The sequence below is a fragment of the Acidimicrobiales bacterium genome (genome assembly GCA_035531755.1).
Classification (GTDB): Bacteria; Actinomycetota; Acidimicrobiia; order Acidimicrobiales; family UBA8190; genus DATKSK01.
The window spans coordinates 17864-43693 of sequence record DATKSK010000067.1 but is presented as its reverse complement, the minus strand read 5'-3'; the positions used below and the strand labels follow the sequence as shown (position 1 = coordinate 43693).

General features: G+C 72.2%; 23 protein-coding genes and 1 tRNA gene. 8 read left to right on the top strand and 16 right to left on the bottom strand.

The window, feature by feature from the left end; all coding sequences use genetic code 11:
* Positions 1-271, top strand: a 271-nt coding sequence (locus VMV22_13395; protein ID HUY23325.1) for a hypothetical protein, incomplete at its 5' end; no start/stop codon positions are given.
* 538 nt (positions 272-809) lie between these two features.
* On the opposite strand, the gene VMV22_13390 is transcribed toward VMV22_13395, so the two are convergent.
* Positions 810-1757 carry a glycosyltransferase family 2 protein gene (locus VMV22_13390; protein ID HUY23324.1) on the bottom strand — a complete coding sequence of 316 codons (948 nt, stop codon included), beginning with the start codon at positions 1755-1757 and terminating at the stop codon, positions 810-812.
* 493 nt (positions 1758-2250) lie between these two features.
* Between VMV22_13390 and VMV22_13385 the strand changes: the two genes are divergently transcribed.
* A complete protein-coding gene (locus VMV22_13385; protein ID HUY23323.1) occupies positions 2251-3585 on the top strand; it encodes a hypothetical protein in 1335 nt (444 codons plus the stop codon).
* A 241-nt stretch (positions 3586-3826) separates the two neighbouring features.
* On the opposite strand, the gene VMV22_13380 is transcribed toward VMV22_13385, so the two are convergent.
* The 5 genes from VMV22_13380 to VMV22_13360 all read right to left on the bottom strand — a co-directional run bounded on the left by VMV22_13380 (position 3827) and on the right by VMV22_13360 (position 8676).
* On the bottom strand, positions 3827-5053 hold the full coding sequence (locus VMV22_13380) for an EAL domain-containing protein (GenBank protein HUY23322.1): 1227 nt from the start codon (positions 5051-5053) through the stop codon (positions 3827-3829).
* Between the two features lie 342 nt (positions 5054-5395).
* A tRNA-Pro gene (locus VMV22_13375) sits at positions 5396-5470 on the bottom strand.
* Between the two features lie 35 nt (positions 5471-5505).
* On the bottom strand, positions 5506-5676 hold the full coding sequence (locus VMV22_13370; GenBank protein ID HUY23321.1) for a hypothetical protein: 171 nt from the start codon (positions 5674-5676) through the stop codon (positions 5506-5508).
* A gap of 88 nt (positions 5677-5764) precedes the next feature.
* Entirely contained in the window at positions 5765-7087 is a 1323-nt protein-coding gene (gene der, locus VMV22_13365; protein ID HUY23320.1) for a ribosome biogenesis GTPase Der, read from the bottom strand.
* A 92-nt stretch (positions 7088-7179) separates the two neighbouring features.
* Positions 7180-8676 carry a DUF512 domain-containing protein gene (locus tag VMV22_13360; protein HUY23319.1) on the bottom strand — a complete coding sequence of 499 codons (1497 nt, stop codon included), beginning with the start codon at positions 8674-8676 and terminating at the stop codon, positions 7180-7182.
* A 99-nt stretch (positions 8677-8775) separates the two neighbouring features.
* Between VMV22_13360 and ispH the strand changes: the two genes are divergently transcribed.
* The 4 genes from ispH (at position 8776) to VMV22_13340 (ending at position 15093) form a co-directional block, all read left to right on the top strand.
* Positions 8776-9861: a 4-hydroxy-3-methylbut-2-enyl diphosphate reductase gene (gene ispH, locus VMV22_13355; GenBank protein HUY23318.1), complete on the top strand. Its 1086-nt coding sequence runs from the start codon at positions 8776-8778 to the stop codon at positions 9859-9861.
* Positions 9858-11411, top strand: coding sequence for a DHA2 family efflux MFS transporter permease subunit (locus VMV22_13350; protein HUY23317.1), 1554 nt, complete (start codon positions 9858-9860; stop codon positions 11409-11411). The genes ispH and VMV22_13350 overlap by 4 nt, the downstream gene beginning before the upstream one ends.
* Before the next feature lie 133 nt (positions 11412-11544).
* Positions 11545-12099 carry an HD domain-containing protein gene (locus VMV22_13345; GenBank protein ID HUY23316.1) on the top strand — a complete coding sequence of 185 codons (555 nt, stop codon included), beginning with the start codon at positions 11545-11547 and terminating at the stop codon, positions 12097-12099.
* Positions 12100-12219: 120 nt separating this feature from the next.
* Complete coding sequence (locus tag VMV22_13340; GenBank protein ID HUY23315.1) at positions 12220-15093, top strand: DUF6044 family protein; 2874 nt, start codon at positions 12220-12222, stop codon at positions 15091-15093.
* A gap of 76 nt (positions 15094-15169) precedes the next feature.
* On the opposite strand, the gene VMV22_13335 is transcribed toward VMV22_13340, so the two are convergent.
* Positions 15170-16216 carry a hypothetical protein gene (locus tag VMV22_13335; GenBank protein HUY23314.1) on the bottom strand — a complete coding sequence of 349 codons (1047 nt, stop codon included), beginning with the start codon at positions 16214-16216 and terminating at the stop codon, positions 15170-15172.
* A 443-nt stretch (positions 16217-16659) separates the two neighbouring features.
* Here VMV22_13335 and VMV22_13330 point away from each other — a divergent pair, with 443 nt between their 5' ends.
* Positions 16660-17427, top strand: coding sequence for a hypothetical protein (locus VMV22_13330; GenBank protein HUY23313.1), 768 nt, complete (start codon positions 16660-16662; stop codon positions 17425-17427).
* Here the strand turns inward: VMV22_13330 and VMV22_13325 are convergent.
* Genes VMV22_13325 through VMV22_13290 form a run of 8 tightly spaced genes read right to left on the bottom strand, consistent with a single transcriptional unit; the run spans position 17424 to position 23834 of the window.
* Positions 17424-18146 carry a lysophospholipid acyltransferase family protein gene (locus VMV22_13325; GenBank protein HUY23312.1) on the bottom strand — a complete coding sequence of 241 codons (723 nt, stop codon included), beginning with the start codon at positions 18144-18146 and terminating at the stop codon, positions 17424-17426. The two genes, VMV22_13330 and VMV22_13325, sit on opposite strands and share 4 nt — an antisense overlap.
* On the bottom strand, positions 18137-18790 hold the full coding sequence (gene cmk, locus VMV22_13320; protein ID HUY23311.1) for a (d)CMP kinase: 654 nt from the start codon (positions 18788-18790) through the stop codon (positions 18137-18139). Before cmk ends, VMV22_13325 begins: the two co-directional genes overlap by 10 nt.
* Positions 18790-20118, bottom strand: coding sequence for a 3-phosphoshikimate 1-carboxyvinyltransferase (gene aroA / locus VMV22_13315; protein HUY23310.1), 1329 nt, complete (start codon positions 20116-20118; stop codon positions 18790-18792). The genes cmk and aroA overlap by 1 nt, the downstream gene beginning before the upstream one ends.
* Complete coding sequence (locus tag VMV22_13310; GenBank protein ID HUY23309.1) at positions 20115-21221, bottom strand: prephenate dehydrogenase/arogenate dehydrogenase family protein; 1107 nt, start codon at positions 21219-21221, stop codon at positions 20115-20117. Before VMV22_13310 ends, aroA begins: the two co-directional genes overlap by 4 nt.
* Positions 21205-21570 (bottom strand): chorismate mutase, encoded by a 366-nt coding sequence (aroH, locus tag VMV22_13305; protein HUY23308.1) that lies wholly within the window; start codon positions 21568-21570, stop codon positions 21205-21207. The genes VMV22_13310 and aroH overlap by 17 nt, the downstream gene beginning before the upstream one ends.
* 11 nt (positions 21571-21581) lie before the next feature.
* Entirely contained in the window at positions 21582-22472 is an 891-nt protein-coding gene (locus VMV22_13300) for a pseudouridine synthase (protein ID HUY23307.1), read from the bottom strand.
* Positions 22465-23037 (bottom strand): SMC-Scp complex subunit ScpB, encoded by a 573-nt coding sequence (scpB, locus tag VMV22_13295; protein ID HUY23306.1) that lies wholly within the window; start codon positions 23035-23037, stop codon positions 22465-22467. Before scpB ends, VMV22_13300 begins: the two co-directional genes overlap by 8 nt.
* An 11-nt stretch (positions 23038-23048) precedes the next feature.
* Complete coding sequence (locus VMV22_13290) at positions 23049-23834, bottom strand: ScpA family protein (protein ID HUY23305.1); 786 nt, start codon at positions 23832-23834, stop codon at positions 23049-23051.
* Positions 23835-23981: 147 nt separating this feature from the next.
* Here VMV22_13290 and trpS point away from each other — a divergent pair, with 147 nt between their 5' ends.
* Positions 23982-24980 carry a tryptophan--tRNA ligase gene (gene trpS / locus VMV22_13285; protein HUY23304.1) on the top strand — a complete coding sequence of 333 codons (999 nt, stop codon included), beginning with the start codon at positions 23982-23984 and terminating at the stop codon, positions 24978-24980.
* An 81-nt stretch (positions 24981-25061) separates the two neighbouring features.
* On the opposite strand, the gene VMV22_13280 is transcribed toward trpS, so the two are convergent.
* Positions 25062-25826, bottom strand: coding sequence for a site-2 protease family protein (locus VMV22_13280; GenBank protein HUY23303.1), 765 nt, complete (start codon positions 25824-25826; stop codon positions 25062-25064).
* Positions 25827-25830: the final 4 nt, after the last annotated feature.

Genomic DNA, 25830 nt, shown 5'->3' with positions numbered 1-25830 from the left:
GACACCGGCGCTCGGCGGCATCGGCGTGCGGTGGACGCCTCCGTCGAGGGTCGCCGGCTCCACCCTGTCGGACACGAGCACCGGGACGCTCACCACGCTCGCCAACGGGAAGGTCGAGATCTCCTACAGCGGCATCACCGTGGCCGGGTCCTTCGCCACGACCACGGGGACGGCCACCCTCGACAGCCGTGACACCGCCTCGAACCTGGGGTCGGCCTGCTCGGGCACCGGGCTGGACGCCGTCGCCTTCGGTGGGAACGCCACGCTGTAGGTCGACGTGCGGGTGCTGAGCCCGCGGGCCGCAGGCAACACCTGAGACCCGCGGGCTCAGCGCCCCGTGGTAGGAGCGGCGGAGCGCACGGCCACTGTCGCGGGCCACGACCGCTGCCCTCCAGGGCGCGTCCACGGCAACTGATCGTCCGAAGCCCGGGTCGGCCAGGCCCAGCCCCCCGGTCAGGCCCACGTCGACCCGGGCTTCGGGCCGTACTGCTGACGGCACGCGCCGCGGTTCGCGAACGCGGCGACGAGCGACTGGCGCGCGAGGTTGTCGACCGCCCGGCGCAGGACCCGGGAGGCCTGGTGGATGCGGTCAAGCGCGTCGTCGGAGAAGAGCGTGTCGCTGCGGCCAGCGAGCTTCAGGTGGTGGCTCGCGTAAGCTCGAGCACTCCCCCGCGCTCATCGGCGGGTCCTACTCGAGCGAACCGACCGGCGCCGCTCCTGGTGATCTCCTGAAGCGGTAGCACAAACGTTGTCGCCCGAGAGTTGTTCGATTCATGGGTCCTTTCGCGTCGACCAACCGGTACCAACGATCACTTGTAAAGGTCGCGCTTGATGACTTCCAGGGTATCTTCGAGTAGCGATCGATTGATGCGAATGAGGTTTGCGACGATGCCCAGAGTCACGGAGACAAACGACACGTTCAGCAGCACCGCCCCGATGACAAGCGATTGTAGGTGATGGGCCCCGTTGGGATTCTTCACCGTGAGCACCAGGTACAAATAGTGAGCGAACGGAATGATGCCGAGGATGAAAAACGCTCCTCCGATGCCGAGGAACACCGTGTACGGCCTGTACATCGTGAAGCTGTTGAGCATGGCAACCATGCTCTTTCTCACGTGTTCCCAGGATGACTTGAAGAGCCGTGACTCACGAGTCTTGGGATTGGTTTCGATCGTGATGGTCGCGAACGCCAGTCTCTTGTTCGCCGCCTGGATCGTCGTCTCTGCCGCGAAGTTGAAACGCCCGATGAGGTTGAGCTTGATCGCTGCTTCCTTGGAATACGCCCGAAAGCCACTGGTTCCATCAGGCAGGTGCGTTCCCGCCGCCAGATTCATCACCCCGGTGCCGAACCTCTGCAGGAACTTCTTCATCGGAGAGAAGTGCTCAATGGTCTGAACTTGTCGATCGGCGATGACCGTGTCCACCTCTCCCTTCATGATGGGGCGAATCAGGTCCGGGATGCGCTCTTGTGGATACTGATTGTCACCGTCGGTCAGGACCAAGATGTCCGCGCCCAATTCGAGCGCTCGTTGAATCCCGTCGCGCAGAGAGTGTGCGAGGCCACGGTTTTGGGGATGGTGCACGAACTCAGTCACGCCAAGCCGCTTGGCGACCGCGACTGTGTTGTCTGTCGACCCATCGTCGATGATGAGCACGTCTATCTCATCGATGCCTTCGATCCTCTTCGGGATCGTCTCGAGGACCAGCGGAAGCGTATGCTCCTCGTTGAGGCACGGGATCATGATCACGACCTTCATGTCGTCGAGGGTATCTCACGGCTCGGGCGTTGAAGTGGGTCTTCCAGAGCGGCCGTGCCAGCCAGGCCACTCAGGATCGCTAAAGGGGGCCGCCGTAATCGCTCAGGGTGGCCCCAGGTCGGGGTGCTGGCACGAACCGGATGAGCCATTGGAGGTCAGGATCGACCAAGTAATCCATCCCATTCCTCGACCCAGACATTTGACGGCCAGGCATGTGACGGTCCGTGTGACTACAGTTCGGCCAGAACGAGCGTGCGGAGGTGGGATCATGCTCCGTCCATGGCGCAATAGGTCTGCAACCGGACCCCGCATGGGTATTGGCCGGTTGATGGCTGTCTTGGCAGTTGGCGTTCCACTCCTCGGACTGACGCCCTCGCCCGCTTCAGCGGCCCCAAAGCACTGGGCCGCAACATCGGTGGGTTGTACATTTGTGGCATCGGTGAAGTTTTCCCCACCGATCACAGATTCGGGCGGTGGCTCCCACCAGTCCAGGATGTCGGCGTCGCTCTCCGGCTGCACCGAGGGAGGCGCCGCGTACACATTGTCATTGGCGCAGGTCACCGACGGGCACTTCAGAGGATTCTTTGCGCACAGCCCCTTGAGGTGCGCCACGCTTTCAGCGCCGGGTGCACCTATCACGGGGATTGCCACATGGCGCGGCTTTTACGATCATGTCCCCACGTCGTTTCGACCTAGCCATGTGGTCAACAACAGCGTCGGAGCCAACGGAAAGGGCAGCTTCGTTGGCGCAGCAAGCGTTAGCCTCAACATTCCCCCCACGCTGGCCTCGGCATGCGCAAGCCGCCGAGGCCTCAAGTCAGCGACGGTCACGGGAACCATCACGATGGGTCCACCATGTGGCCCCGGGGGCGGCCCCATCGCCATCTACCGGATCGGCACCGGACCCAACTGCGGTGGGGTCTATGACCCGAGTGCCATCGTCAGTGGCTCCGACGGTGCCCTGTGGTTCGTCAACAACGGCTCCATCGGACGGATGACCACCTCGGGCGCGGTCACCTTGTACAGCGGGCGGGACGACTCCGCGACGAGCATCACGGCCGGTCCAGACGGCGCCCTGTGGTTCACGAGCGACATCAGCGATGCCATCGGGCGTATTGCGACTTCGGGGACGGTCACGGTCTATCCAACCAATGGTCGTGTGGCAGACATCACCGCCGGGCCCGACGGGGCTCTGTGGTTCTTCGGCTCGTTTCCTCCCGCAAGTGGAGGGGCCTCCTACGTAGGGCGAATAACGACCGCTGGACTCATCACTACTCACGTCATCCCGAGTTTTGCCGGTTCTGACTCCAACCTCATCGTCGGGCCTGATGGCAACCTGTGGTTCGCGCATGCGAACTACAACCCGGCGACTGGTTTCATCGGACGGATTACGACAACAGGGGTAGTGACAACATATCCTGACCCCAGTGGTGGCAACCCCGACGACATCACGGTCGGGCCTGATGGTGCCCTGTGGTTCATAGACGCCTATTACCCGAGCGGGAACAGTGCCATTGGGCGAATCACGACTGCCGGTGTCTTTACCAACTTCTATAGCGGGCCGAACATCGACCCCATAAGTGGCATTGATGGAGGTATTGCCGCTGGCTCTGACGGAGCCGTGTGGTTCACCGAGGGCATCCCATACTCTCCATCCTCTCTGCCAAATGAGATCGGATCGATCGGCCGGATCACAACTGCGGGAGTCGTCACCACCTATACCGCCCCGGGCGTCTACGACCCGACTTCGATCACGGCGGGCCCTGACGGCGCCCTGTGGTTCACGAACTTCGGCAGCGACACCATCGGACGTGTCACGACCCCCTAATCCAGGCCGTCGACGTGCTTAGGGGTAGCGATGCCGACACCTTCGACTGCTGATCGTTTCAGCGCCGGGATTCGTAACCATGGGGAGAGTTTCACGGAGCGTTGTGAGTCGCCCACTGGAACGCCGCGCCAACTGGACCGGTGTGAACGACTGCCGAGCTCGCTACCCCCGGACCTGTGGGGATGCACGAGGAGCAGGATCAGGCCAGTTGCGTTGAGGTGGGCGACACCCGCTCGCATCGTCAACTGGCGACAGCCAACGTTGAGGTCATCTCGACCGCCCACATGAGGCCTTTGAGCGCTGCCGACGACAGGGTCGAGTCCTCGAACCCGCTCCGGACGGCATCCTCGGATCGACCAACCTGGAAGTCCGCCACGTCCGCCACCAACCGGCCCAGCGTTCCCTCTGCGTCCAGGATCGCCCGGCGGAGACCGTCGTCAAGAGGAAGATCGCGCAAGATGTCCTCGAGCGGAACACCGAGCAGAACGTCGAAGCTGGCGAGAAGCCCTGCGGTGAAGGCCGTCGCTGACAGCGACCGGTCGACGGTCTCGGCCACCAACTCGCACGTGCGGGCCCGGGTCAATGCCGTCGTGAGCTCCTCGTCCGATGCCTGCCCCTTCCCACCGATGAGCAGCAGCGACACCCAACTCTGGAGCCGACGCCAGCCGACGAGAACGAGCGCCTCTCGCACGGTCTGGACGGTCCTCCGCATCCCCCCGGCAGCCCCCATGCCCGCCAGCTGGAGCAGCTGAAGCGTCATGGCCGGGTCCCTCCGAACGATGTCTTCGAGTTCCGCCATCGGGCACTCACGGTCAAGAAGATGCGCTGCTAGACGCAGTTGCGCCACACGCCCGGGGTCCAGGGCGCGTCCGGCAACTTCGGAGGGCCGCGCCAGAAGGTAACCCTGGAAATAGTCGAAACCCAACGCTTCACAATGGTTGAACTCGTCGGTGGTTTCGACCTTCTCCGCCACCAGAGCTACATCAAGTCGCCGACAGTGCTCAACGAGATGAGGAAGATCCGCCGGTTCAGTGTCCCGAAGGTCGATCTTCACTATTGACACGAGATCTGCGAACCGCTCTATGTCCGCCAGACTCGTCACGTCATCGAGGGCTAGCGTGAAACCTTCATCGCGCAAGCGGGCGCATCCGGCGAGCACTTCCTCATGCGCAACCACGGTTTCGACGATCTCAACGACGGTTTGCCGAGGCGGGAGCAGGATCGGCACCACGCCGGTGAGGACCCCCCGGCTGGCGTTGCAGAAGAGCGTCTTGTCTCCCACCAGGCGATCGAGGCCGATGCTGACCGAGTTGAAGATCACGTCGGCCGTCATCTGGTCACCGAGGCTACCGGCAGATTCCGCCGCCGTCGGACCACCAAGCGTCCGGAAGAGCAGCTCATAGCCGAACACAGAACGGTCGCGGTCGAAGATCGGTTGACGACCTACCACGACATCGAGAGCCGGCATGGTCCAATCCTCGGTTCCTCACCCGTGAAACGCCGTCAATGACGGTTGACTCGGTCTTCGGCACGTTGTGGGCTCCGCTGAAGCGACCTTCGACACTCACGCTTGGTCCTGACGGGGCGTGGCTTGCCGGGCGCCCGCCGAGGGGCCGTTTCGGGAATGGGGATGGGCCGTGCCGATGCCGGCTGCCGCTGGCAACGAGGGGCCCGTCCACCTCGATCAGGCGGGCCCCGGTCGGTACAGTTCCTTCCCGCTGCATCAACCGCCTTTGGCCGCGGCGCGGCACGCAGGAGAGCGGAACCCGGCCGAGCCTGAGAGTCCCGCCCACTGGTCTGGGGCTTTGCGTCGGGCTGGCGAGATTTGAACTCGCGACCTCTTGACCCCCAGTCAAGCGCGCTAACCAAGCTGCGCCACAGCCCGTTGATGCAACGCGGCAGTCTAGACGGCTTGCGCCGTCAGGCGTGATGGAGGAGCCAGGTGATGCCCTGGAACGCCCGCCAGCCCAGGTAGACGGCGGTGACGCCGATCATGAGCTTCAGGTGCCACGGGATCGGCCGGCGACCCGCCAGATCCTCGCCGCACTCGGGGCACTCGCCGTCGTCGGTGAGGTCGTCGTCCTCGATCATGCGGTCACAGGTGTCGCACCAGGGCACGATCAGGCCCCGGGGGTGTCGCGGGCTCCATCGGCCCGTTCCGGTACCGGCCCGGTGCTGCTCATGACCCGATCCGCACGCGGAACTTCACGGGTGTGGGCCCGATGCCGAAGTGCTCGCGCAGCCGGCGCTCGATGTAGCGCAGGTAGGGCGCCGGCAGGCGCCGGGTGGCGAAGAGGGTGAAGGTGGGCGGGTCGATCGCCCCCTGCACGGCATAGCGGATGCGCGACCCGGGGGCGGGGTGGTCCGCCTGGATGGAGCGGATGGCCCGGTTGAGCTCCCCGGTCGGGATCCGGTGGTGGTACGCCTCGACGGCCTTCCCGAGGGCGGGGAGGATCTTGTGCACCCCCATGCCGGTCTGCGCGCTCACCTTCACGATGGGCGAGTCCCCCAGGAAGGCCAGCCGGTCCTCGACGTCCTCCACGCGTTGGCGGCGGTCGTCGGTGCCGAGGAGCTCCCATTTGTTGAGCACCACCACGACCGGGCTCCCCGAGGCCCCGATGCGCTCGGCCAGGCGTTGGTCCTGGTGGGTCACGCCGTCGGTGGCGTCGATCACGAGGAGCACCACGTCGGCGCGGTCGAGGGCCTGCAGGGCCCGGACCATGGCGTAGTACTCGGTCCCCTCCTCGGTGCGCGACCGGCGCCGCATCCCGGCGGTGTCGATGAAGCGGATGGGGCCATCCGGGGTGTCGAGCTGGGTGTCGATGGCGTCGCGGGTGGTACCGGGGAGGTCGTGGACGACGGAGCGCTCCTCCCCCAGGAGCCGGTTGAAGAGGGTGGACTTGCCCACGTTGGGGCGTCCCACGATGGCCACCCGGGTGGCCTCGGGGTTCCCGTCGTCGAGGGATGCTCCGCCGGTCCCGGTGGCAGCGGTCCCGGCGACACCGGTCTCGGTGCCGGTGTCCTCCTCGGGCGGGAGCCGCCGGACGACCTCGTCGAGGAGGTCGCCGGTCCCCCGGCCGTGCAGTGCGCTCACCGTCCAGGGCTCGCCGAGGCCCAGGGAGACGAACTCCCACGCCTCGGCCTCGCGCCGCTCGTTGTCCACCTTGTTGGCGACCACGAGCACCGGCCGCCCGGCGCGCATGAGCACCCGGGCCACGTCCTCGTCCTCGGTGGTCACCCCCACGGCGGTGTCCACCACCAACAGGACGAGGTCGGCGGCCGCCACGGCCCGCTCGGCCTGCCCGGCGACCTTGGCGTCGAGAGCGTCCCCCCGGCCGAGCCACCCGCCCGTGTCGACCACGACGAAGGCGCGCCCGTTCCACTCCGCCTCGAGCTCGAGGCGGTCCCGGGTGACGCCGGGCTTCTCCTCGACCACCGCCGCCCGGCGGCCCACGAAGCGGTTCACGAGCGTCGACTTCCCGACGTTCGGGCGTCCGGCCACCACCACCAGCGGACGGGCCGTCGCGCCCGGGGCACGGAGCGCGCCCCGGGCGGACGGGCCGGACCGGGGGCTGCCGGCGGGGGCCACGGCGCTCACCGCGCCGCTCGGATGGCCAGGACCGGGGAGACCGTGGCGCCGGGTGCCGCCGCGGGGGCGCTCGGCGCGCCGTCGAGGGCGAGCCGCAGCGAGGAGCCGTCGCTCGGGACCACCTCCACGGGCCGGGGCAGGTCGGCCACGGTCGTGCCGTCGAGGAAGCGACCCTCAGACAGGCACACGTCGGGGAGCAGGTAGCGGTCGCCAAGCGGCTGCGTCGTCAGCACGCGGGTGAGGTCGCGGCCCGTCATGAGGCCGGTGACGGCGATGTTGCCGCCGAAGAACTCGTTGCGCACGGGCACGATCCGCAGCGGGACGCGGCCGTCGGCCGACGCCGCACCACGCGGCCCGAGTCGGTCGCCCAGCAACGGCGCCAGCACGGCCGCGCCGTACTCGCCGGTGAGGATGGCCACCCCCGCGCCCGCCGGTGCGGCGCGGCCTGCCACCGCCGCGCCGCCCCCGTCCACGCCGCCCCCGGCCACGTCGCCCACCCCGCTGCGCGGCGCCCGGTAGCCGGCGGCGGGGGCGCCGTCGACCCAGGCGAAGAAGCCGGGCTGCACGCCGTGGGCGGCCGACACGTCGCCATGGAAGGCGGATTCGAAGGCCCGGGCCATGCCGATCCCGTTTTCGTGCTGGGGGAAGCCGTCGTAGGCGGCGGCCTCGGGGAACGGCCGCCCGGCGAGGAGGTAGTACTCGTCGGCGGCGTAGACGAGGCGCCGACCCAGCACCTCGAGGCACCGCTCCTGCCACTGCTCGACGGCGTCGACCACGGCGCCGGCCTCGGCCGCGGTGTGCGGGCGCATGGCCGGCTCGGTGGTGTGGTCGCTCACCCCCAGGGGGACGCAGGCCGCTGTGGCGAGGTCGGGGTACTCGTCCACGATCCCGGCGAGCGTGGTCTCGAGGGCGGCGCCGTCGTTGACGCCCGGGCACACCACCACCTGCCCGTGCACCTCGATCCCCCCGTCGAGCAGGGCCCGCAACCAACGGAGGCTGGTGGCGCCGCGGGGGTTGCGCAGCATGCGCGACCGCAGCCCCGGGTCGGTGGAGTGGATGGACACGAAGAGCGGTGACAGCCGCTCGCCGAGGACGCGCTCGAGGTCGAGCTCGGTGAACCGGGTGAGGGTCGTGAAGTTGCCGTAGAGGAAGGACAGCCGGTAGTCGTCGTCCTTCAGGTAGAGGCTGCGGCGCATGCCCTTGGGCAGCTGGTAGATGAAACAGAACTCGCAGTGGTTGTCGCACGTGCGGACCCGGTCGAAGACCGCCGAGGACACCTCGATCCCGGGCACCGCGCCCGCCTCCTTGACCAGCTGCACGGTGAGCTCCTCGTGCCCGCGGCGCACTTCCAGCTCGGGGTCGGTCTCGTCCACCAGGAGCCGGTACTCGATCACGTCGCGTGGCGCGCGGCCGCCGATGGAGAGCAGCTCGTCGCCTGCTCGGAGCCCGGCGAGCTGCGCCGGGGACCCGGCCGCCACCGAGACCACCCGGGGCACCGACATGCACGTCAGGCTACCGGGTGGGCGGCGGGGCCCGAACCGGCCGGCCCCGGCCCCGCTTGCCGCGGAGCCCCGGTGACCCCGGCCGGTAGCCTGGCATCCGTGCCGGTCGAGCGCGTCCTGCTGGCGTCACCCCGCGGCTTCTGCGCCGGCGTGGAGAAGGCGATCAAGGCCCTGGCGTGGATGGTCCGGGTCTTCGAGCCGCCCGTCTACTGCTACCACGAGATCGTGCACAACCGGCACGTCGTCGAGCAGTTCCGGGCCCGGGGCGTCGTCTTCGTGGACGACGTCGACCAGGTGCCGGCGGGCGCTCCCCTCATGCTGTCGGCGCACGGCTCGGCCCCCGAGGTCGTCACGGCGGCCCGTGACCGCGGCCGCGTGGTGGTCGACGCCGTGTGCCCGCTCGTCACCAAGGTCCACCACGAGCTGAAGGTGCGGGCGGGCAAGGGCTACACCGTCCTCTACGTCGGGCACGAGGGCCACGAGGAGGCCGTGGGCACCATGGCGGTGGCGCCAGACTCGGTGCGGCTGGTGCGCTCCCCCGACGACGTGGACGAGGCCGCCGCCGAGATCGGCCCGGGCGCGCCGGTGGCCCTGCTGGCCCAGACCACCCTGAGCCACGACGAGTGGTCCGGCATCATGGGCCGGGCCAAGGAGCGCTTCCCCGGGCTGTGGATGCCCAACCGCTCGGACCTGTGCTTCGCCACCACGAACCGCCAGGCGGCGCTGAAGGCCATCGCCGGGCGGGCCGACGTCGTGGTCGTCATCGGGTCGGTCAACTCGTCCAACACGCGCGCTCTCGAGAAGGTGGCCGCCGCCTCGGGATGCCCGCGGGTCCTGCGGGTCAACGAGGCCGCCGAGCTCCCCGGGGACCTGTCGGGCACCGTCGGCGTCACCGCCGGGGCCTCGGCCCCCGACGAGCTGGTGGAGGCGGTCGTCGCCCGCCTGGCCCCCCGCCTGGGGGTGGAGGAGGTCCACGTCACCGACGAGGACGAGTACTTCCCGCCGCCGCCGGAGCTGCGCGACCTGCTGCGCGGGTTGGGCGCCGCCCTGGCGGTGGGCCTGGCCGCGCCGGCGGCCACCGGCGTCCCGGGCACCGGCGCACCCGGCGCGGACACCGACCCCGGCGCCGTCGCCGGCGACCGCCAGGTCTCGGCGGCCGACGTGTTGGCCCGGCTGGCGGGGTGACCGCCGGGCCGGCCCCCCTGCTGCGCTTGTCGAGCGCGCCGGGGCGGTGGGTGCTCACGGCGGCGGTGCTCGGCTCGGCCGTGACGGCCGTCGACTCCACCGTGGTGGGAATCGCCCTCCCCGCCATCGGGCACGACTTCCACATGGCGGTGCCGAGCCTGCAGTGGGTGGTGGGCGCGTACCTGCTCTCCCTGGCCGGCCTGCTGCTCGTGGGCGGCGCCCTCGGCGACCGCTACGGACGACGACGGGTCTTCGTCGTGGGCGTGGTGTGGTTCGCGCTGGCGTCGCTCGTGTGCTCGGCGGCTCGCAGCCCCGAGGTCCTCGTGGCGGCCAGGGCGCTGCAGGGCGTCGGCGGCGCTCTGCTCACCCCGGGGTCGCTCGCCATCCTGCAGGCGTCGTTCGATCCCGACGACCGGTCGCGCGCCATCGGGGCGTGGTCCGGTCTCGGTGGTGTGGGGACCGCCATCGGCCCGTTCCTGGGCGGGTTCCTCATCGGGGCGGTGTCGTGGCGGCTCATCTTCCTCATCAACCTGCCCCTGGCCGTCGTGGTGGTGGCCATCGCCGCCCGGCACGTCCCCGAGACGCGTGACCCCGGCGCCACCGGCCGTATCGACGTGCTCGGCGCCGCGCTGGTGACCGGGTCGCTGGTCGGGGTGACCGCGGGGCTCATCGAAGCGCCGGCGCGCGGGTGGACGTCGGGGATAGTGCTCGGCGCGCTCGTCGGGGGGGCCGCCGGGTTCGTCGCCTTTGTGCTGCGCGAGGGGCGCGCCCGGCATCCGATGCTCCCCCTCGGCGTGTTCCGCTCCTTGCAGTTCAGCGCCACCAATGCGGTGACCTTCGTCGTCTACGCCGCCCTCGGCGGCGCGCTGTTCCTTCTGCCGGTGCAGCTCGAGCAGGTGTCGCACTACTCGCCGATCGAGGCCGGGACCTCGCTGCTGCCCCTGACCGTCGTGATGCTGGTCTTCTCGGCGCGCTCGGGTGCCCTGGCGGCGCGCATCGGGCCGCGGCTGCAGATGGCCGTCGGGCCCGTGGTGGTGGGCGCGGGCCTGGTGCTCCTGCGCATGATCGACGCCCGGGGCGACTATCTCACCGAGGTCCTGCCCGGTGTGCTCGTGCTGGCGGTCGGCCTCGCCGTCACGGTGGCGCCCCTCACCTCGACGGCGTTGTCGTCGGCCCCCATGGAGCGGGCCGGGGTGGCCTCGGCGGTGAACAACGACGTGGCCCGGGCGGGCGGCTTGATCGCCGTGGCCCTGCTGCCGGCGGTGTCGGGCCTGACCGGCCACAGCTACCTGCACCCCGCCGCGTTCGCCGCCGGGTTCCGCCACGCCGTGGTCTTCGCCGGGTCGGCCTCCGCGCTCGGGGGTGTGCTGGCGGGGGCCCTCATCCGCAACCCCGGCGCCGGGCGCGGTGCCCCCGCCCGGGCGCGTCTCGCCGCCCCGGTCCCCATGTGCTGTGCGCTCGAGGCGACGCCGATCGGCCACGGCGTCGACGGTCAGAGCGCCGATGCCGGTGCCGGCGCCGTCGCCGCGGCGGCGGTCGGCACCGCCTGACCCTGCCGCCCGTCGACCCCGCCCGACCGCGGGCAGTCCCACCCGACCCGGGCTGCGGGCCCGTGTCTGTGAGGAAGCTGAGCCGCATGGGCCGAATCGCGTCCGACGGCCTCCGGGGCGCGAGAATGGCACCATGACCACGACCGGGAGCTTCCGCCGGATGGACGAGTCGACCGCCGCGCAATGGGCGGAGATCGGGGCGCGCACGTCCGAGCGCCAGGCCCGGGTGGCCACCCAGGTCCTGGGCATGCTCGGGTCCCTCGGCGACATCACCGACGGGTTCGCCGTCGACCAGCTCCGGCACTCGCTGCAGACCGCCACCAGGGCCGAGCAGGCCGGCGCGGACGAGGAGATGGTCGTCGCCGCCCTGTGCCACGACATCGGCAAGTACGTGTCGGTCCCCAACCACCCGCGCATCGCCGCCGAGATCCTGCGCCCCTACGTGCGCGACGAGGTGTTCCACGTGATCCGGACCCACCAGGACTTCCAGGGTCGGCACTACTACCACCACTTCGGCGGGGACCCCGAGGCCCGCGAGCAGTACCGGGGCGAGGAGTGGTTCGCCCTCGGCGAGCGCTTCGCCGACGACTGGGACCAGGCGAGCTTCGACCCCGATTACCCGACCGAGCCCCTGTCGCACTTCGAGCCGGCGGTCCGCAGGGTCTTCGCCCGGCCCCGGACCTTCTGATGGCCGGTTCGCTCCTCGCGCCCTTCACGCGCGCCCGGGCGCGTGAGCGCCGACGCCTCGACGGCGTGCGCCGGCCCGTCATGCACCGCCGCTGATCGTTGTCGTCGGGCGCCTGATCGGGTGAGCTCCGTGGACGCGCGCCGGGCGCGCCCGGCGCGCGGCGCAGGCGCGTCGCGGCGGTCGGTCCGCCGGCTGGTGGCCCTGTTCGTGGCGCTGCCCTTCGCGCTGTTCGGCGTGCCGGCGGCGGTCGGCGTCACGTGGCTGGTCGGGGACAACCTCATCCAGAACTTCCCTCTGCGCGTGCTCGTGGGCACCGACCTGCGACACGGGCACCTCCCGCTGTGGGACCCCTACCTGTGGAGCGGTTCGCCCCTGCTCTCGGCGTTCAACGCCGGCGCCGCCTACCCGACGACGTGGTTGTTCGCCGTGCTGCCCGGGGTGCTGGCCTGGGTGGTGAACCAGGCCGTGGTGGAGGTGGCCGCCGCCGCCGGGATGCTGCTGCTGCTGCGCGTGCTCGGGCGCAGCTGGACGGCGGCGGGGCTCGGTGCCCTGTCGTTCGCCTATGGCGGGTTCATGGCGGTGCAGGCGCTGCACATCGACGTGGTGCAGGCGGCCGCCTGGCTGCCGTGGGCCTTCGCCGCGCTCGACCGGATCGCGCACCGTCCCCAGGGTCGCTCGGCCGTGCCGTGGGTGGCGCTGCTGGCGGGCGCCATCGGGCTCATGGGCCTCTCCGGCGCGGCGGAGCCCATCCTCGACGGCGGCGTCGTGCTCGCCGTCTACGCGCTGTGGCTCATCGTGCACAACCGGGGGCGGCGCATCGCCCTCGTGGTCGCCTCGGCCGTCGGGGTGGGCGTCGGGCTCCTGCTCGCCGGCGCCCAGCTCGTGCCCGGGGCGCTCATCCAGTCGCAGAGCCAGCGCGCCGTGCACGACTACTGGTATTTCGGCTCGGGTTCCATGAACAAGTCGCTGACCCTGCTCGGCCTCGACCCGTTCATCTTCGGGGCGAACCACGCCTTCTCGGTGCCGTTCTTCGCCACCTACAACCTGTCGGAGGTGTCGAGCTATATCGGCATCGTGCCGGTCATGGCCTTGGTCGGCTTGCTGGCCCGGCGCCACCGCCGCCACCCCGAGGCCCGCCAGTGGCGCATCTGGTACGGCATCCTGGCCCTCGGGCTCATCCTGACGTGGGGGGACTTCACCCCCCTCGGCCACGTGTTCTTCCATCTTCCCCTGTTCAACCGCCAGCGCCTGCTCTCCCGCAACATCCTCGAGGTCGACCTGGCCCTGGCCGTGCTCTTCGCCACCTGGGTCGACCACATGCTCCTGGCCCCGACCCCCACCCCCGCGGCCGTGTCGACCGGGCGGTGGTGGCAGCGGGTGGCAGGCCCGGGCGGGTGGCGCTCCGACATCGTGCTGCCACTGGTGCCCGTGGCGGCGCTGGTGGGCCTGCAGATCGTGATGCTCGCCGGTGGCACGTGGCTCCCGCATTTCGCCCACGTGCCCGGCCAGGTGACGCGGTCGTCCCTGCTCCCCCTGGTGGCGCTGCTGACCGTGCCGAGCGCGCTGGCGATCGGCGCCGCGGTCCTGGTGCTGCGGCGCGCCCCGCTCCGTCGCCTCATGCCCCGCCTGCTGGGGCTGCTCGTGCTCGCCGACCTCGTGTTCTTCAACGTCTTCGTCCAGGGCGGCCCCAATCGCCAGGACGCCACGTCGTCCGACAGCGCGTGGGCGAACGCTCTGGCGGCGGTGGTGGTCGCCCAGGGCCCGGGGCCGGCCGGGGGCCTGCACCGGGTGGCCATCTTCGACCCCGACCGCTACTACCCGCTCGAGGCCGACCGCCTGGGCGAGCCCGACCTGAACATCGTCCGGGGGCTGCCGAGCGTGCAGGGTTACGGCGCGGTGGTCGACGCCACCTACGACCGCGCCACCGGCACCCACCGGCAGCTGAGCATGACGGCCGCCGGGCTCGGCAACGGCACCTTCGCCCGCCTCGATCTCGGGGTCCTGGCCTCGGTGCCGCAGTACTTCGTGCACCTCGTCACCCCGCCCGTCTCGGCACCCGGGAGCGCGGTCAACGGCTCCACGCCGTTGCCGCCCGTGGGCCCGACGCCGGGCGCCCCCGCCGACCGCACGGTGCCGCCCCCGACGCCGGCGAACGCCTACGACGACGCGCCCGCGCCGGCCCCCGCCGTCGCCGTGGGGGCCCAGCCCCGCACGCAGTTCTTCGGCACCGTGCTGTCGGTCACCGCGGTGACGGCGCCCGTCCGGAGCGTGTCGCCGGGAGCGGGCCCGAGCCTGCGGGTGGGCCTGCTCTCCCCCGACGGCCGCTCCACGACCTGGATCGGCGAGGCGTCGGCGGGTGCGGGCGGCGCCGGTTCCGCCACGGTCGAGGCGCCCCGCCCCATGGCGGCGAGCGGGATCGTCCTGCAGGCGCGCACCGCCGGCACGACGGTTGCCCCGGTGCTGTCGGTCGGCACGGCCGTGGTGCGCACCGAGGGCCAGGGCACCTACCGCGTCGACGGTTCCCTGCGCGACCTGGTGGCGCCGGGCCAGTGGCGCTTCGTGAAGACCATCGGTCCCTTCACCGTGTTCGACCGGCCGTCGGCGCCGGGGCGGGCCTGGGTGGAGGGTGTGGCCGGGGCGACCGCCCACGTGGTGTCGAGCACGCCGTGGGGCGACGAATCGATCCGCGTGACCACGACGCGCCCGGCGCGGCTGGTGCGGTCGGAGCAGTTCGCCACGGGGTGGCAGGCCACGGTGACGCCCGTCGCCGGCGCGTCGATGCGACCCACGGGCCCGACCCGGTCGGCCCGGGTGCGCCGTGCCGGGCTCGTCGAGGCCGTGCGCGTGCCGGCGGGCACGTCCGAGGTCCGCTTCGTGTACCGGCCCCACCGGGTCACCGAAGGGCTGACCGCCACCGGGCTGGGGGTACTGGCGCTGGTCCTGCTCGGCCGGTGGCCGGCCATGCGCCGGCGCCTCTTCCGGCACGAGGCCTGAGCTCGAGCGCGCCCGGCGCCCGCAGCACCCGGCACCCCTTACGACAGTGTCAGGAGCACCCGCACCCCGGCACCCGTTACGACAGTGTCAGGATCAGCACCTGTGTGGTCGTCCGGGCGGGCTGGGCACCGACCGCCCTGGCCGTGGCCTGCACGGTGAAGACGTAGTCACCGGGTGCCGCCACCCGTCGGTTCGGCACGCCGGCCACCAGGCCGGTGGGGCGCACCCGGAGGCCCCGGGGCAGCGTCCCGTCGACGAGCCTCCACCGCACCCGCGTCGACGCCCCCACGGTGTGGAGCGGCATGCTGAAGCGCACGCCGGGTGCGGCATCGGGGACGGTGACGGTGGCCACGTAGAAGTCGAGCGGGTCGCAGGAGGCCTGGCCAGTCAGCTCCTGACCGGTGCCGACGGGGCAGGGCGTGGGCGAGGTCGCCCCCGAACCGGGCACGAACGTCCCCACCGGTGCGGGGAGGCACGCGGTGGCGCTCGAGTTCGGCTGGTAGGAGCCGGCGGGGCACGGCGTCGGCGCGGTGGCGCCCGTGCCGGTCACGAACGTCCCCGGTGGCGCGGCCGTGCACGGCGCGTTCCCGGTGGCGCTGAAGGTGCCCGCCCCGCAGGGCACCGGGCCGGGGGGCGCCTGCACGACGGTGAGGTACGCCCGGTAGGAACAGTAGGTGGTGTCGCCGACGGTGCAGTTGGGCGGCAGGACGTTCACGGCGTTCAACACGGTGGAGACCTCGTTACCGTTGGCGTCGAAGGCGGTGAAGGTCGGGTCGATCGTCCCCGGCGCGCTCGCCAGCGTGGCCTCGGTGCTCACCGCGCCGGTGAAGTCCCACGACGCCGACACCCAGGCGGCGTAGGTGGTGACGGTGTACCCGCCGCCGCGCCCGCTGCCGCCGCAGCGCGTCTGCAGGTAGACGTCGCCCGTCGGGTCGCCGCTGACGGCGTCGAACCCGGTCGCCAGCGACTGCTCCTGGATGCCGCCGCAGGAGTGCCCGAGCACGGTGAACGCCGTCGACTGCGGGAGGAGCAGCGCGATCGTCGTCGAGGCGTGTGCGGCGGTGCTCAGGCCCACGGAGACCACCGCCGCCACGATCGCGCCCACCAGCATCCTGCGAGCCATTGCCCCCCTCCTTCCGCCGGCGGTCACCGGCGCACGGCGTCAGGGCGATCGTAAACCGTGCCAGGGCGCGGGACAACGACTTCCTCGGCCCGGCGCGGGCTCGACGACGGTGCGCGGCGCCTTCATCCTCTGGCTGCCGCGTCCTCTGGCTGCCGCGTCCTCTGGCTGCCGCGTCCTCTGGCTGCCGCGTCCCAAAATTGAGGAATAGCACGCGCAGTCACCATCGAGGCCGCCGCCACCGGCACGGAGCGTGCCGGCGGACACACGTCGCGCCGTGGTTGTCGAAGACGGGTATGAGAAAGCTCTCATGCACCGCGCCGGTGCTTGACGGGTCCCCGTTCCCGGGTGACGATGCCGCTGCCTGCTCAACGGCGGCGAGGGCGGCCGCACGGCGGGGAGACGGCGACGGGTACGGGGTTACAACGAGCGTCGAGGGGGTCGTCATGCAGGGCATCGGGATCAGGTCGGGTTGGCGCGTCGCGGTGGGGGTGGCGTCGCTGGCGGTCGCAGGGTCGTTGGGCGTGGGCGCACCCGCCGCCCTGGCCAGGAGCAAGCCGGCGAAGCCCGTCGTCATGCACGGGCACGTCTGCACGGTGGTCGCCACCAAGCACCACCGCAAGGTCGTCGGCCGCGCCGGTGCCGTCGTGTGCGGCGTCTCCGGCAACGACGTGCTCCGTGCCGTCGGCCCCGGTGCGGTGACCCTGATCGCCGGTCCCGGCAAGGACAAGCTGATCGCGTCGTCCAGCCCGAGCAGCCAGGACACGCTCATCGGCGGCACCGGTGACGACACGCTCGACGCCGGGTCGAGCGGCAGCGACGTCATCGACGCGAGCTCCGGCAGCGACACCATCAACTGCGGCACCGGCAGCGCGCAGGTCACCGTGGTCGGTGCCGGTCAGGACGACCAGGAGAACGCGGACTGCCAGGGGGGCAACGTGAGCGATGCCACCCTCGAGCTCCAGGGCACGGTCAACACCACCGACGGGTCGACCACGATGAACATCACCTACAACGACGTCAACGACGCCGCGCAGGCGTGGCTCGACGCCAACGGTGACCCGACCTCGCTCGACATCTCGCTCGTGGGCGCATCCATCGAGAACGACGGGGGCGGGGCCCTGGTGGCCGGCGAGGACGTCGAGGTGGCCGCCAACGCCAGCGGCTCGAGTCTCGTGGCCGTCGACGTGCAGGCGCAGGCGGCGGACGGCTAACCGCCGGGCGCGCCCGCCCGCCCGCCGGGGCGGGCGGCGCGCCCCTCGGCGGTGTCGTAGAGCGCCTGCAGGTCGGTGCGCAGCTGCTCGGTGAGGGCGTGGACCTGGGTGCGCGGCACGCGCCCGCGTGCCGAGCGCTCCGGGGCGGCGAGCGGCGCGCCCACTACGAGGTGGACCTTCACGGGCCGGACGAACTTCGATCCTTTGGGCATGGCCTGGGCCGTGCCGCCGACACCGATGGGGACGATGACCGCCCCCGTGCGCGCCGCGAGGAAGGCCGCCCCCTCGTGCAGGTCCTGCACCACGGGACCGGCGCGGCGCGTCCCCTCGGGGAAGAGGATGAGCACGTCGCCGCGTTCGAGCACGTCCTGGGCGCGGTCGAGCGCCAGCCGATCGGCGCCCTCGCGGTGCACCGGGAACGCGCCCACGGCGTCGAGGAACGAGCCCAACAGGGGCGTTCTCCACATCTCGTCCTTGGTCATGTAGAAGATCTTGCGCTTCGTCACCTCGGAGACGGCGAAGAAGTCCATGAAGCTGCGGTGCACGGGGGCCAGGATCACGGGACCCGTGGCGGGCACGTGGGCGGCGCCGTCGACCTCCACCCGCCAGTAGGCGCGGTTGATGAGATGCGCCAGCAGCCGCAGGAACCGGTAGACGAACGGCGGGAAGCCGATGCCGGTGCCCCGCGAGGGCGCGCCGGTGTCGTATCTCACAGGCATGCGAGTACCTCCTCCAGCACGGCCCGGGCGGACTTCCCGGTCGAGTCGATCACCCTGGCGTCGTCGGCGACGTCCTCGGGTGACGGCAGCGGCGACGTGGGGCGCGTGGAGTCGAGGCGGTCGCGCCGCACGAGGGCCCGGTGGACGTCGTCGACGCTGCGCCCGTCGGCCCGCTCGCGGGACCGCCGCTCCGCCCGGGTCTCGCTCGACGCCGTCAGGTAGACCTTGAGATCGGCGTCGGGGAGCACGACGGTCCCGATGTCACGACCCTCCACCACGCCGCGGCCGCGCGCCGCCACCCACGCCCGCTGGCGCGCCACCAACTCGGCTCGGACCTCGGGGTTGGCGGCCACCGCCGAGACCGCCGCGTCCACCTCGGCCGACCGGATGGCGTCGGTGGCGTCCTCGCCGTCGACGATCACCTCCTCGGCCGCCTCGATGTGGATGGCCCGTGCCAGGCGGGCGACGGCCTCGGTGTCGGCCGGGTCGACGCCGTGGCGCAGGGCCGACCAGGCCACCGCCCGGTACATGGCCCCACTGTCGAGCCGCTCGACACCGAGGTGGGCGGCCACCGCCTCGGCCAGGGTCGACTTGCCCGCGCCGGCGGGCCCGTCGATGGCCACCACGCGCACCGCCGCAGGCATCACGGGGACGTCCCCGTGAGCAGGAGGGCCAGGTGCTCGGCGAAGCGCGGGTAGCTGGTGGCGACGGCGTCCCACCCCGTCACGCGCGTGGGCCCGCCCGGGGCCGCCAGGCCCGCCACCGCCGCGGCCATGGCCATGCGGTGGTCGCCGCGGGCGTCGACGTCGCCGGGCGCCAGGCGGCCCGAACCGTGGACCACGAGGTCGTCGCCGTCGACGTCGGCGCGGGCGCCGAAGGCGCGCACCAGCGCGGCCACCCCGGCCAGGCGGTCGGACTCCTTCACCCGCAACTCCCCCACCGCCTCGAACACGGTGTCGCCCTGCGCGCAGGCGGCCGCCACGGCCAACGCGGGCACCTCGTCGAGCCCGGTGATCTCCGAGGCGTGGACGGCGGTGCCGTGCAGGGGGCCGGCGCGGGCCACGAGGTCGGCGCTGTCGGCCAGGTCGCCGGCGCCCGTGGCGGGGACCTCGTCGAGGTCCGCCCCCATCCGGACGAGCACGTCGAGATAGCCGCGCCGGCCGCGCCCGACGTAGACGCGTTCGACGGTGACCTCGCTGCGGGGCACCACGCAGGCCGCCACGATCCAGAACGCCGCCTGCGAGGGGTCACCGGGGACGTCCAGCTCGAAGGGCGACAGTGCCGAGGGGCTGAGGCGCACCACGTGGCCGTCGGGCCCCTCCTCCTCGGTGATGCGGGCGCCGCAGCGGGCCAGCAGCTCCTCGGTGTGCAGCCGGGTGAGCACCGGCTCGCGCACCACGGTGTCACCCTCGGCCCCGAGGCCGGCCAGCAGGACGCACGACTTCACCTGGGCGCTCGCCACCGGGGTCGTGAAGTCGATCCCCCGCAGCGACCCGCCCCGGATGGTGAGGGGCGGCAGGCAGCGTTCCCCCCGTCCTTCCACCACCGCGCCCATGCGGCGCAGTGGCTCGGCCACGCGGTCCATGGGGCGCGCCGACAGCGAGGGGTCGCCGGTGAGCGTGGTGGTCCAGGGGCGGCCCGCCACCACGCCGGCGAGCAGCCGCATGGTGGTGCCCGAGTTGCCCAGGTCCAGGGGGACGGACGCGGCGTGCAGCCCGTCGGGCCCTCCGGACACCCGGTCGCCCTCGACGCGCCCGCCGAGGGTGCGCACGGCGGCGGCGGTGCGGGCCACGTCGTCCCCGTCGGACAGGCCCCGCACGGCGGACTCGCCGTGGGCCATGGCCCCGAGCAGCAGGGCGCGGTGCGACACCGACTTGTCGCCCGGCACCCGGAGGCGCCCGACGAGGGGGCGGCCTCCCTCGACCGTGAACACGGCGCGGCGCGAGCCGGCGGCGGCGGCGGCGGTGCTCATCCGAGGGCCCGTGTCGTGGGGCGGTAGCCGCGTCCGGCGATGGCGTCACGCAGGCGGTCGGCGGCGTCGGCGTCGACCACCAGCACCAGCACGCCGCGGTCACCCTCGGCGCTGTGGGCGATCTCGATGTCGACGATGTCCACACCGAGGTCGCCGGCGAGCGTGGTGATCTCGGCCAGCACGCCGAGGCGGTCGGGGACCGGCACCCGGAGCTCCGCCAGGCGCTCGGGGCGCACGACGCGCGCCGGGAGCGAGCGCCGTGCCACCGCAGCGTGCTCGAGGTCGCCCAGCAGGCCGCCGCGGTCGCCCGCCGCCACGCGGTCGCGCATGGCCGACAGGTCCTGCAGCAGGATGTCGAAGGCGGCCACGATGGCGACGGCGTTGTCGGTACACACGTCGGGCCAGATCCCGGGCTGGCCGGCCGCGATCCTGGTCATGTCGCGAAATCCCCCGGCCGCCAACCGCAGCAGGGCGCCGTGCTCGGCGGCCAGGCGGTCGGCCAGGTTCATGAGCGTGGCCGCGGTCAGATGCGGGACGTGGGACACCACCGCCACGAGGGTGTCGTGCTGCTCGGGGGCGAGGGCCACGACCTCGGCGCCCAGGCTCGTGACCACGGCGCGCAGGCTCGAGTAGGCGTCGGCGTCGGTGGTCGCCGTGGGCGTGAGGACCCAGGTGGCCCCGACGAAGAGGTCGGCGTCGGCGCCCTCCACGCCCACCTGCTCGGAGCCCGCCATGGGGTGGCCGCCGACGAAATTGGGATGGGGCAGGCGGGCGGCGATGGAGGCCTTGACGCCGGCCACGTCGGTGACCACGGCGTCGCCGCGGGCGGCGCGCCGCAGGGCGGCCTCGGCCTCGGCCACCACGGCGCCCACGGGCGTGGCCACGAAGACCACCTCGGCCTCGGGGTCGTCGCCCACGGCGTCGAGGGCGCCGAGGGCCAGGGCCCGGGCCGCGCTGGCCGGGTCGGCGTCGCGGCCGGTGACCCACCACCCGCGTGCCCGCAGGGCGAGCCCGACCGAGCCCCCGATGAGCCCGGTGCCGATGACCGCGGCGCGGCGCTGCCCCGGCGCCGGCCCGGGGCCGTCCTCACTCGGGGAGGTCATCGCGCAACCCGCGGGCCCCTTCGAGGTAGACGTGGTGGAGCTCCTGGCGCGACCGCGCCGTGTTGACGTGGACCAGCACCCGCAGGCACCGGGGGGTGGACCCGACCACGTCGAGCTCCCGGGCACACAGCAGCGGCACGTCGCCGAGGCCCATGGCCCGGGCGGCGGCCGCCGGGAACATCGACACCACGTCGCTCGTGGCCGTGAACACGATGCTGATGAGGTCGTCGCGGTCGACGCCGTTGCGCTCGAGCAGCGCGTCGAGGAGGGCCTGCACGCGCGTCGTGACCTGCTCGGGGGTGTCCGCGTCGACGGTCGTGGCGCCGCGCAGGGCGCGGACGGAGGGCATGGCCCCGCATGCTACCCAGGCCGACCCGGGCGCCCCGGCGGCCGCCGGGCCCGGCCCGGCCCTGGTCGGGGCACCGCGGCGCGTGCCAGTGCCCGCACCTCGTCCCCCGTGAGCGGGCGCCACCGCCCCGGCGCCAGGCGGGCGTCGGTGAGCGGGCCGATGCGGGTGCGCACCAGGCGGCGCACGGGGAACCCGACGGCCTCGCACATCCGGCGGACCTGGCGGTTGCGCCCTTCGTGGACGACGATGCGCAGCACGCCGGGGGCCACCACCCCGACCCGGGCGGGGGCGGTGGTGCCGTCGTCGAGGTCGACGCCCTGGCGCAGGCGCCGCAGCGCGCCGGGGGTGGGCACCCCCATGGTCTCCACCAGGTACTCCTTCTCGACGCCGAAGGAGGGGTGGGCCAGGCGATGGGCGAGGTCGCCGTCGTTGGTCAGGACGAGCAGGCCCTCGCTGTCGGCGTCGAGCCGCCCCACCGGGAACACCCGGGGCTCGTCGGGCACGAGCTGCACGACCGTCGGGCGGCCCTGGGGGTCCTCGGCCGTGGTGACCACGCCCGCCGGTTTGTGCAGCAGGTAGTGGACCAGGCCGGGCAGCACGGGCAGGGGGACGCCGTCGAGCGCCACCGCGTCACGCCCCACGTCGACGCGCCGCCCGAGGGTGGCGGGCTCGCCGTTGACGCTCACCCGGCCCTCGGCGATGAGCTCTTCGCAGGCCCGGCGGCTGCCCAGGCCCACGCGGGCGAGGACCTTCTGGAGCCGCTCCCCCTGCGGTCCTGCGCCGCCGAGTGCGGCGTCGGGGCCTTCCCGGGGTGCCGCGCCGGGGCCGGGACCGGCGGCGCCGTCAGCCTGGGGGTCGGGGTCGGGGTCCTGTCGGGGCGGCCGGCGGCGGCCGTCAGGCATCGGCGCCGGGGCGCAGGCGCTCCTCGAGCTGCTCGACCGCCTCGGGTCCGGGGAGGAGGTCCTCGACCGGCGGGAGCTCTTCGAGGCCGTAGACACCGAGCTTCTCGAGGAAGGCCGCCGTCGTGCCGTACAGCACGGGCGCGCCCGGTCCCGGAGCGTGGCCCACGGCGCTGATGTACCCGCGCTGCTCGAGCAGCCGCACGACGCCGTCCACGTTCACGCCGCGCAGCGCGGCGATCTGGGCGCGCGACACGGGCTGGCGGTAGGCGACGATGGCCAGCGTCTCGAGCGCGGCCGACGACAGGCGCGACGACACGCCCTCCATGGCGTAGCGCTCCACGAACGGCGCCATGTCGGGATGGGTCTGGTAGCGGTAGCCGCCCGCCACCTTCGCCAGCACGAAACCGCGGCCCTGCTCCTCGTAACCCGCCGCCAGCTCGGCGCACGCGGCCTCGACGCGCTCGATGGGCATCTCGAGGAGCTCGGCCAGCATGTTGGGAGGGACGGGCTCGACCGCCGACAGCAGCACGGCCTCGATGGCGCGGTGTTCTTCGGGGATGCCCACCGACAGCGGCCTCAGCCGTCGTATTCCTCGACCGACTCGCCACCACCGACGGTGGAGAGCACGGACGAGCCGGCGACCCACACGACGACGAGGTCGCCGAAGGTCTCGCCCTGGTCCAGGCTGACCAGTCCCCGCTTGCACAGCTCGAGCAGGGCGAGGAAGCGGACGATGATCTGCATGCGCGTGGTGCAGTGCGCGGTGATCTCGCGGAACGTGGCGCGCCCCTCGCCCGGGAGGCGCTCCTCGAGCTCGGCCACCGCCTCGGACACGGTCACCGCCTCCACCGTGACGTGCGACAGGTCGAGCACGAGCTCGGGCCGCGGCGCCGTCCCCACCACGAAGGCGGCCGCCAAGCGTTCGGGTGTGATCCCGGCGAGCAGGTCGGGGGCGAGGTCCCGGAAGCGCTCCTCGAGCCCGGCGATCCGGGGCAGCGAGCGCCGGGCACGGTCGATCAGCACGGTGAAGGCGTCGGCCGCCGCCGCGTAGGCCTGGAGCTCGAGCAGCCGGGCGAGCAGGCGGTCGCGCTCCTCGAAGCCCGACAGCTCCTCGTCGTCCTCGACGTCGTCGGCCCCGGGGAGGAGCTTCTTGGACTTGAGCTCCACCAGGATGGCGGCGATGACCAGGAACTCGCTGGCGGTGTGCAGGTCGAAGGGCTGCCGGGCCGCCATCTCGGCGATGAAGGCGTCCACCACCTCGGCGATCTTGATGTCGTAGACGTCCACCTTGTGGTCCGTCACGAGCGCCAGCAGCACGTCGAAGGGGCCCTCGAAGACGGGTGTCGAGACCTGCGCCACCACACCGTCGACCCTACCGGCTCCCCCGCCGCCCCCTGTGCATGCCCGCTGACCAGGACCGACGGCCGCGGGCCGGGTGTCACCGCAGCGCCGCGGGGTCACCGGGGGGTCACCGGGAGCGCGCCCGGGCGTCCCGTACCATGGCACGCCATGGCCAGGGTGCTGTCCGGGGTGCAACCGAGCGGCGACCTCCACCTGGGCAATTACCTGGGCGCCTTCCGCAACTGGGTCCTCGACCAGCACGGCCACGACGCCCTGTTCTGCGTGGTGGACCTGCACGCCATGACCCTCGACTACGACCCCGCCCTCCTGGCCGGGCGCACCCTCGAGACGGCCACCAGCCTGCTGGCCGTGGGCCTCGACCCGGCGGTGTGCACGCTGTTCGTGCAGAGCCACGTCCCCGAGCACCCCCGGCTGACGTGGCTGCTCGAGTGCACGGCGACCTTCGGGGAGCTGCGGCGGATGACGCAGTTCAAGGACAAGGGCGGCGAGCAGGAGGCCGTCCGGGCCGGGCTGTTCACCTACCCGGTGCTCATGGCGGCCGACATCCTGCTCTACGACGCCGACCGGGTCCCGGTGGGCGAGGACCAGCGCCAGCACCTGGAGCTCACCCGCGACGTGGCCATGCGCTTCAACAACCGCTACGGCGCCACCTTCGTGGTGCCCGAGGCGGCCCTGCCCACGCTGGGGGCGCGCGTCATGGACCTGCAGGAGCCCACCCGCAAGATGTCGAAGTCGGTGAGCTCGCCGCTCGGCACCGTCCTCGTCCTCGACTCGCCCGAGGAGATCGACCGCAAGGTGCGCAAGGCCGTCACCGACACCGAGACCGAGGTCCGCTACGACCCCGAGGCCAAGCCCGGGGTGTCCAACCTGCTCGAGCTGCTGGCGGCGTCGGTGGGCGGCGACCCCGCCGAGCTGGCGACGCGCTACGCCAGCTACGGGCAGTTGAAGGCCGACGTGGCCGGCGGGCTCGTGGAGATGCTGCGCCCGGTGCGCGCGCGCTACGCCGAGCTGCGCTCGGAGCGCGGTGCGGTGGAGGCACTGCTCGTCGAGGGGGCCGCCAAGGCCCGCGCCCTGGCCGGCCCGACGCTCGACCGTGCCATGCGCGCCGTCGGGCTGCTCGCACCCCCGGGCGGGTTCCACGCCTGAGGGGTGCCGGGTGACGAATGCCCGGGCGCCTTGACAGCCGATCCCTACAGGGGATCCCCTTCAGCCGATCCCTGCAGGGGATCAGACGACGGCGTCGGCCCAGTGGTTGGCGACCCATTGGAAGAAGCTGTTGAACGCGGCCGGGTCGAGCACGATCAGGATCAGCGGGATGAACATGGTGAAGGGCCGGATCCGGTAGTAGCCGGGCAGCAGGCTCCTGGGCAGGAAGCGCTCCAGCACCGCCGAGCCGTCCAGCGGCGGCAGCGGGATGAGATTGAACGCCGCCAGGATCAGGTTGACGTAGCCGCCGATGAACAGCAGCTGCACCCAGATCGGCCCGGTGTCGAAGAGCGGCAGCGGACGATCAGCGGCGGAGACGAAGCTCTTGTAGGCGAGGCCGCAGATCACGGCGAGCACGATGTTCACCGCCGGGCCCACGAGCGACACGAGCACGCTCTCGTTGCGGGGATGGCGCAGGCGCGACACGTTCACGGGTACGGGCTTGGCGTACCCCAGGGCGCCGTGGCCGCTCAGGAGGAGCAGGACGGGCAGGATGACGGTCCCGAACGGGTCGATGTGGTGCACCGGGTTGAGCGTCAAGCGGTGGGCGCGTTTGGCCGTGTCGTCACCGAATACCAGCGCCATGGCGCCGTGCGACACCTCGTGCAGGATCACCGAGGGGACGAGGGCGCAGAAGAACAGGATCTCGAAGGTCGTGATCTTGTGCGAGCGCACGAGCACCACGGCCAGGGCGATGCCGGCGATGATCCAGATGGTGGTGCGGGGGTCGAGGCCCCGTCGGGGCGGGGGTGGTCCCGGTGCCGCCGCGCCCCAGGGGTTGCTCACCGCC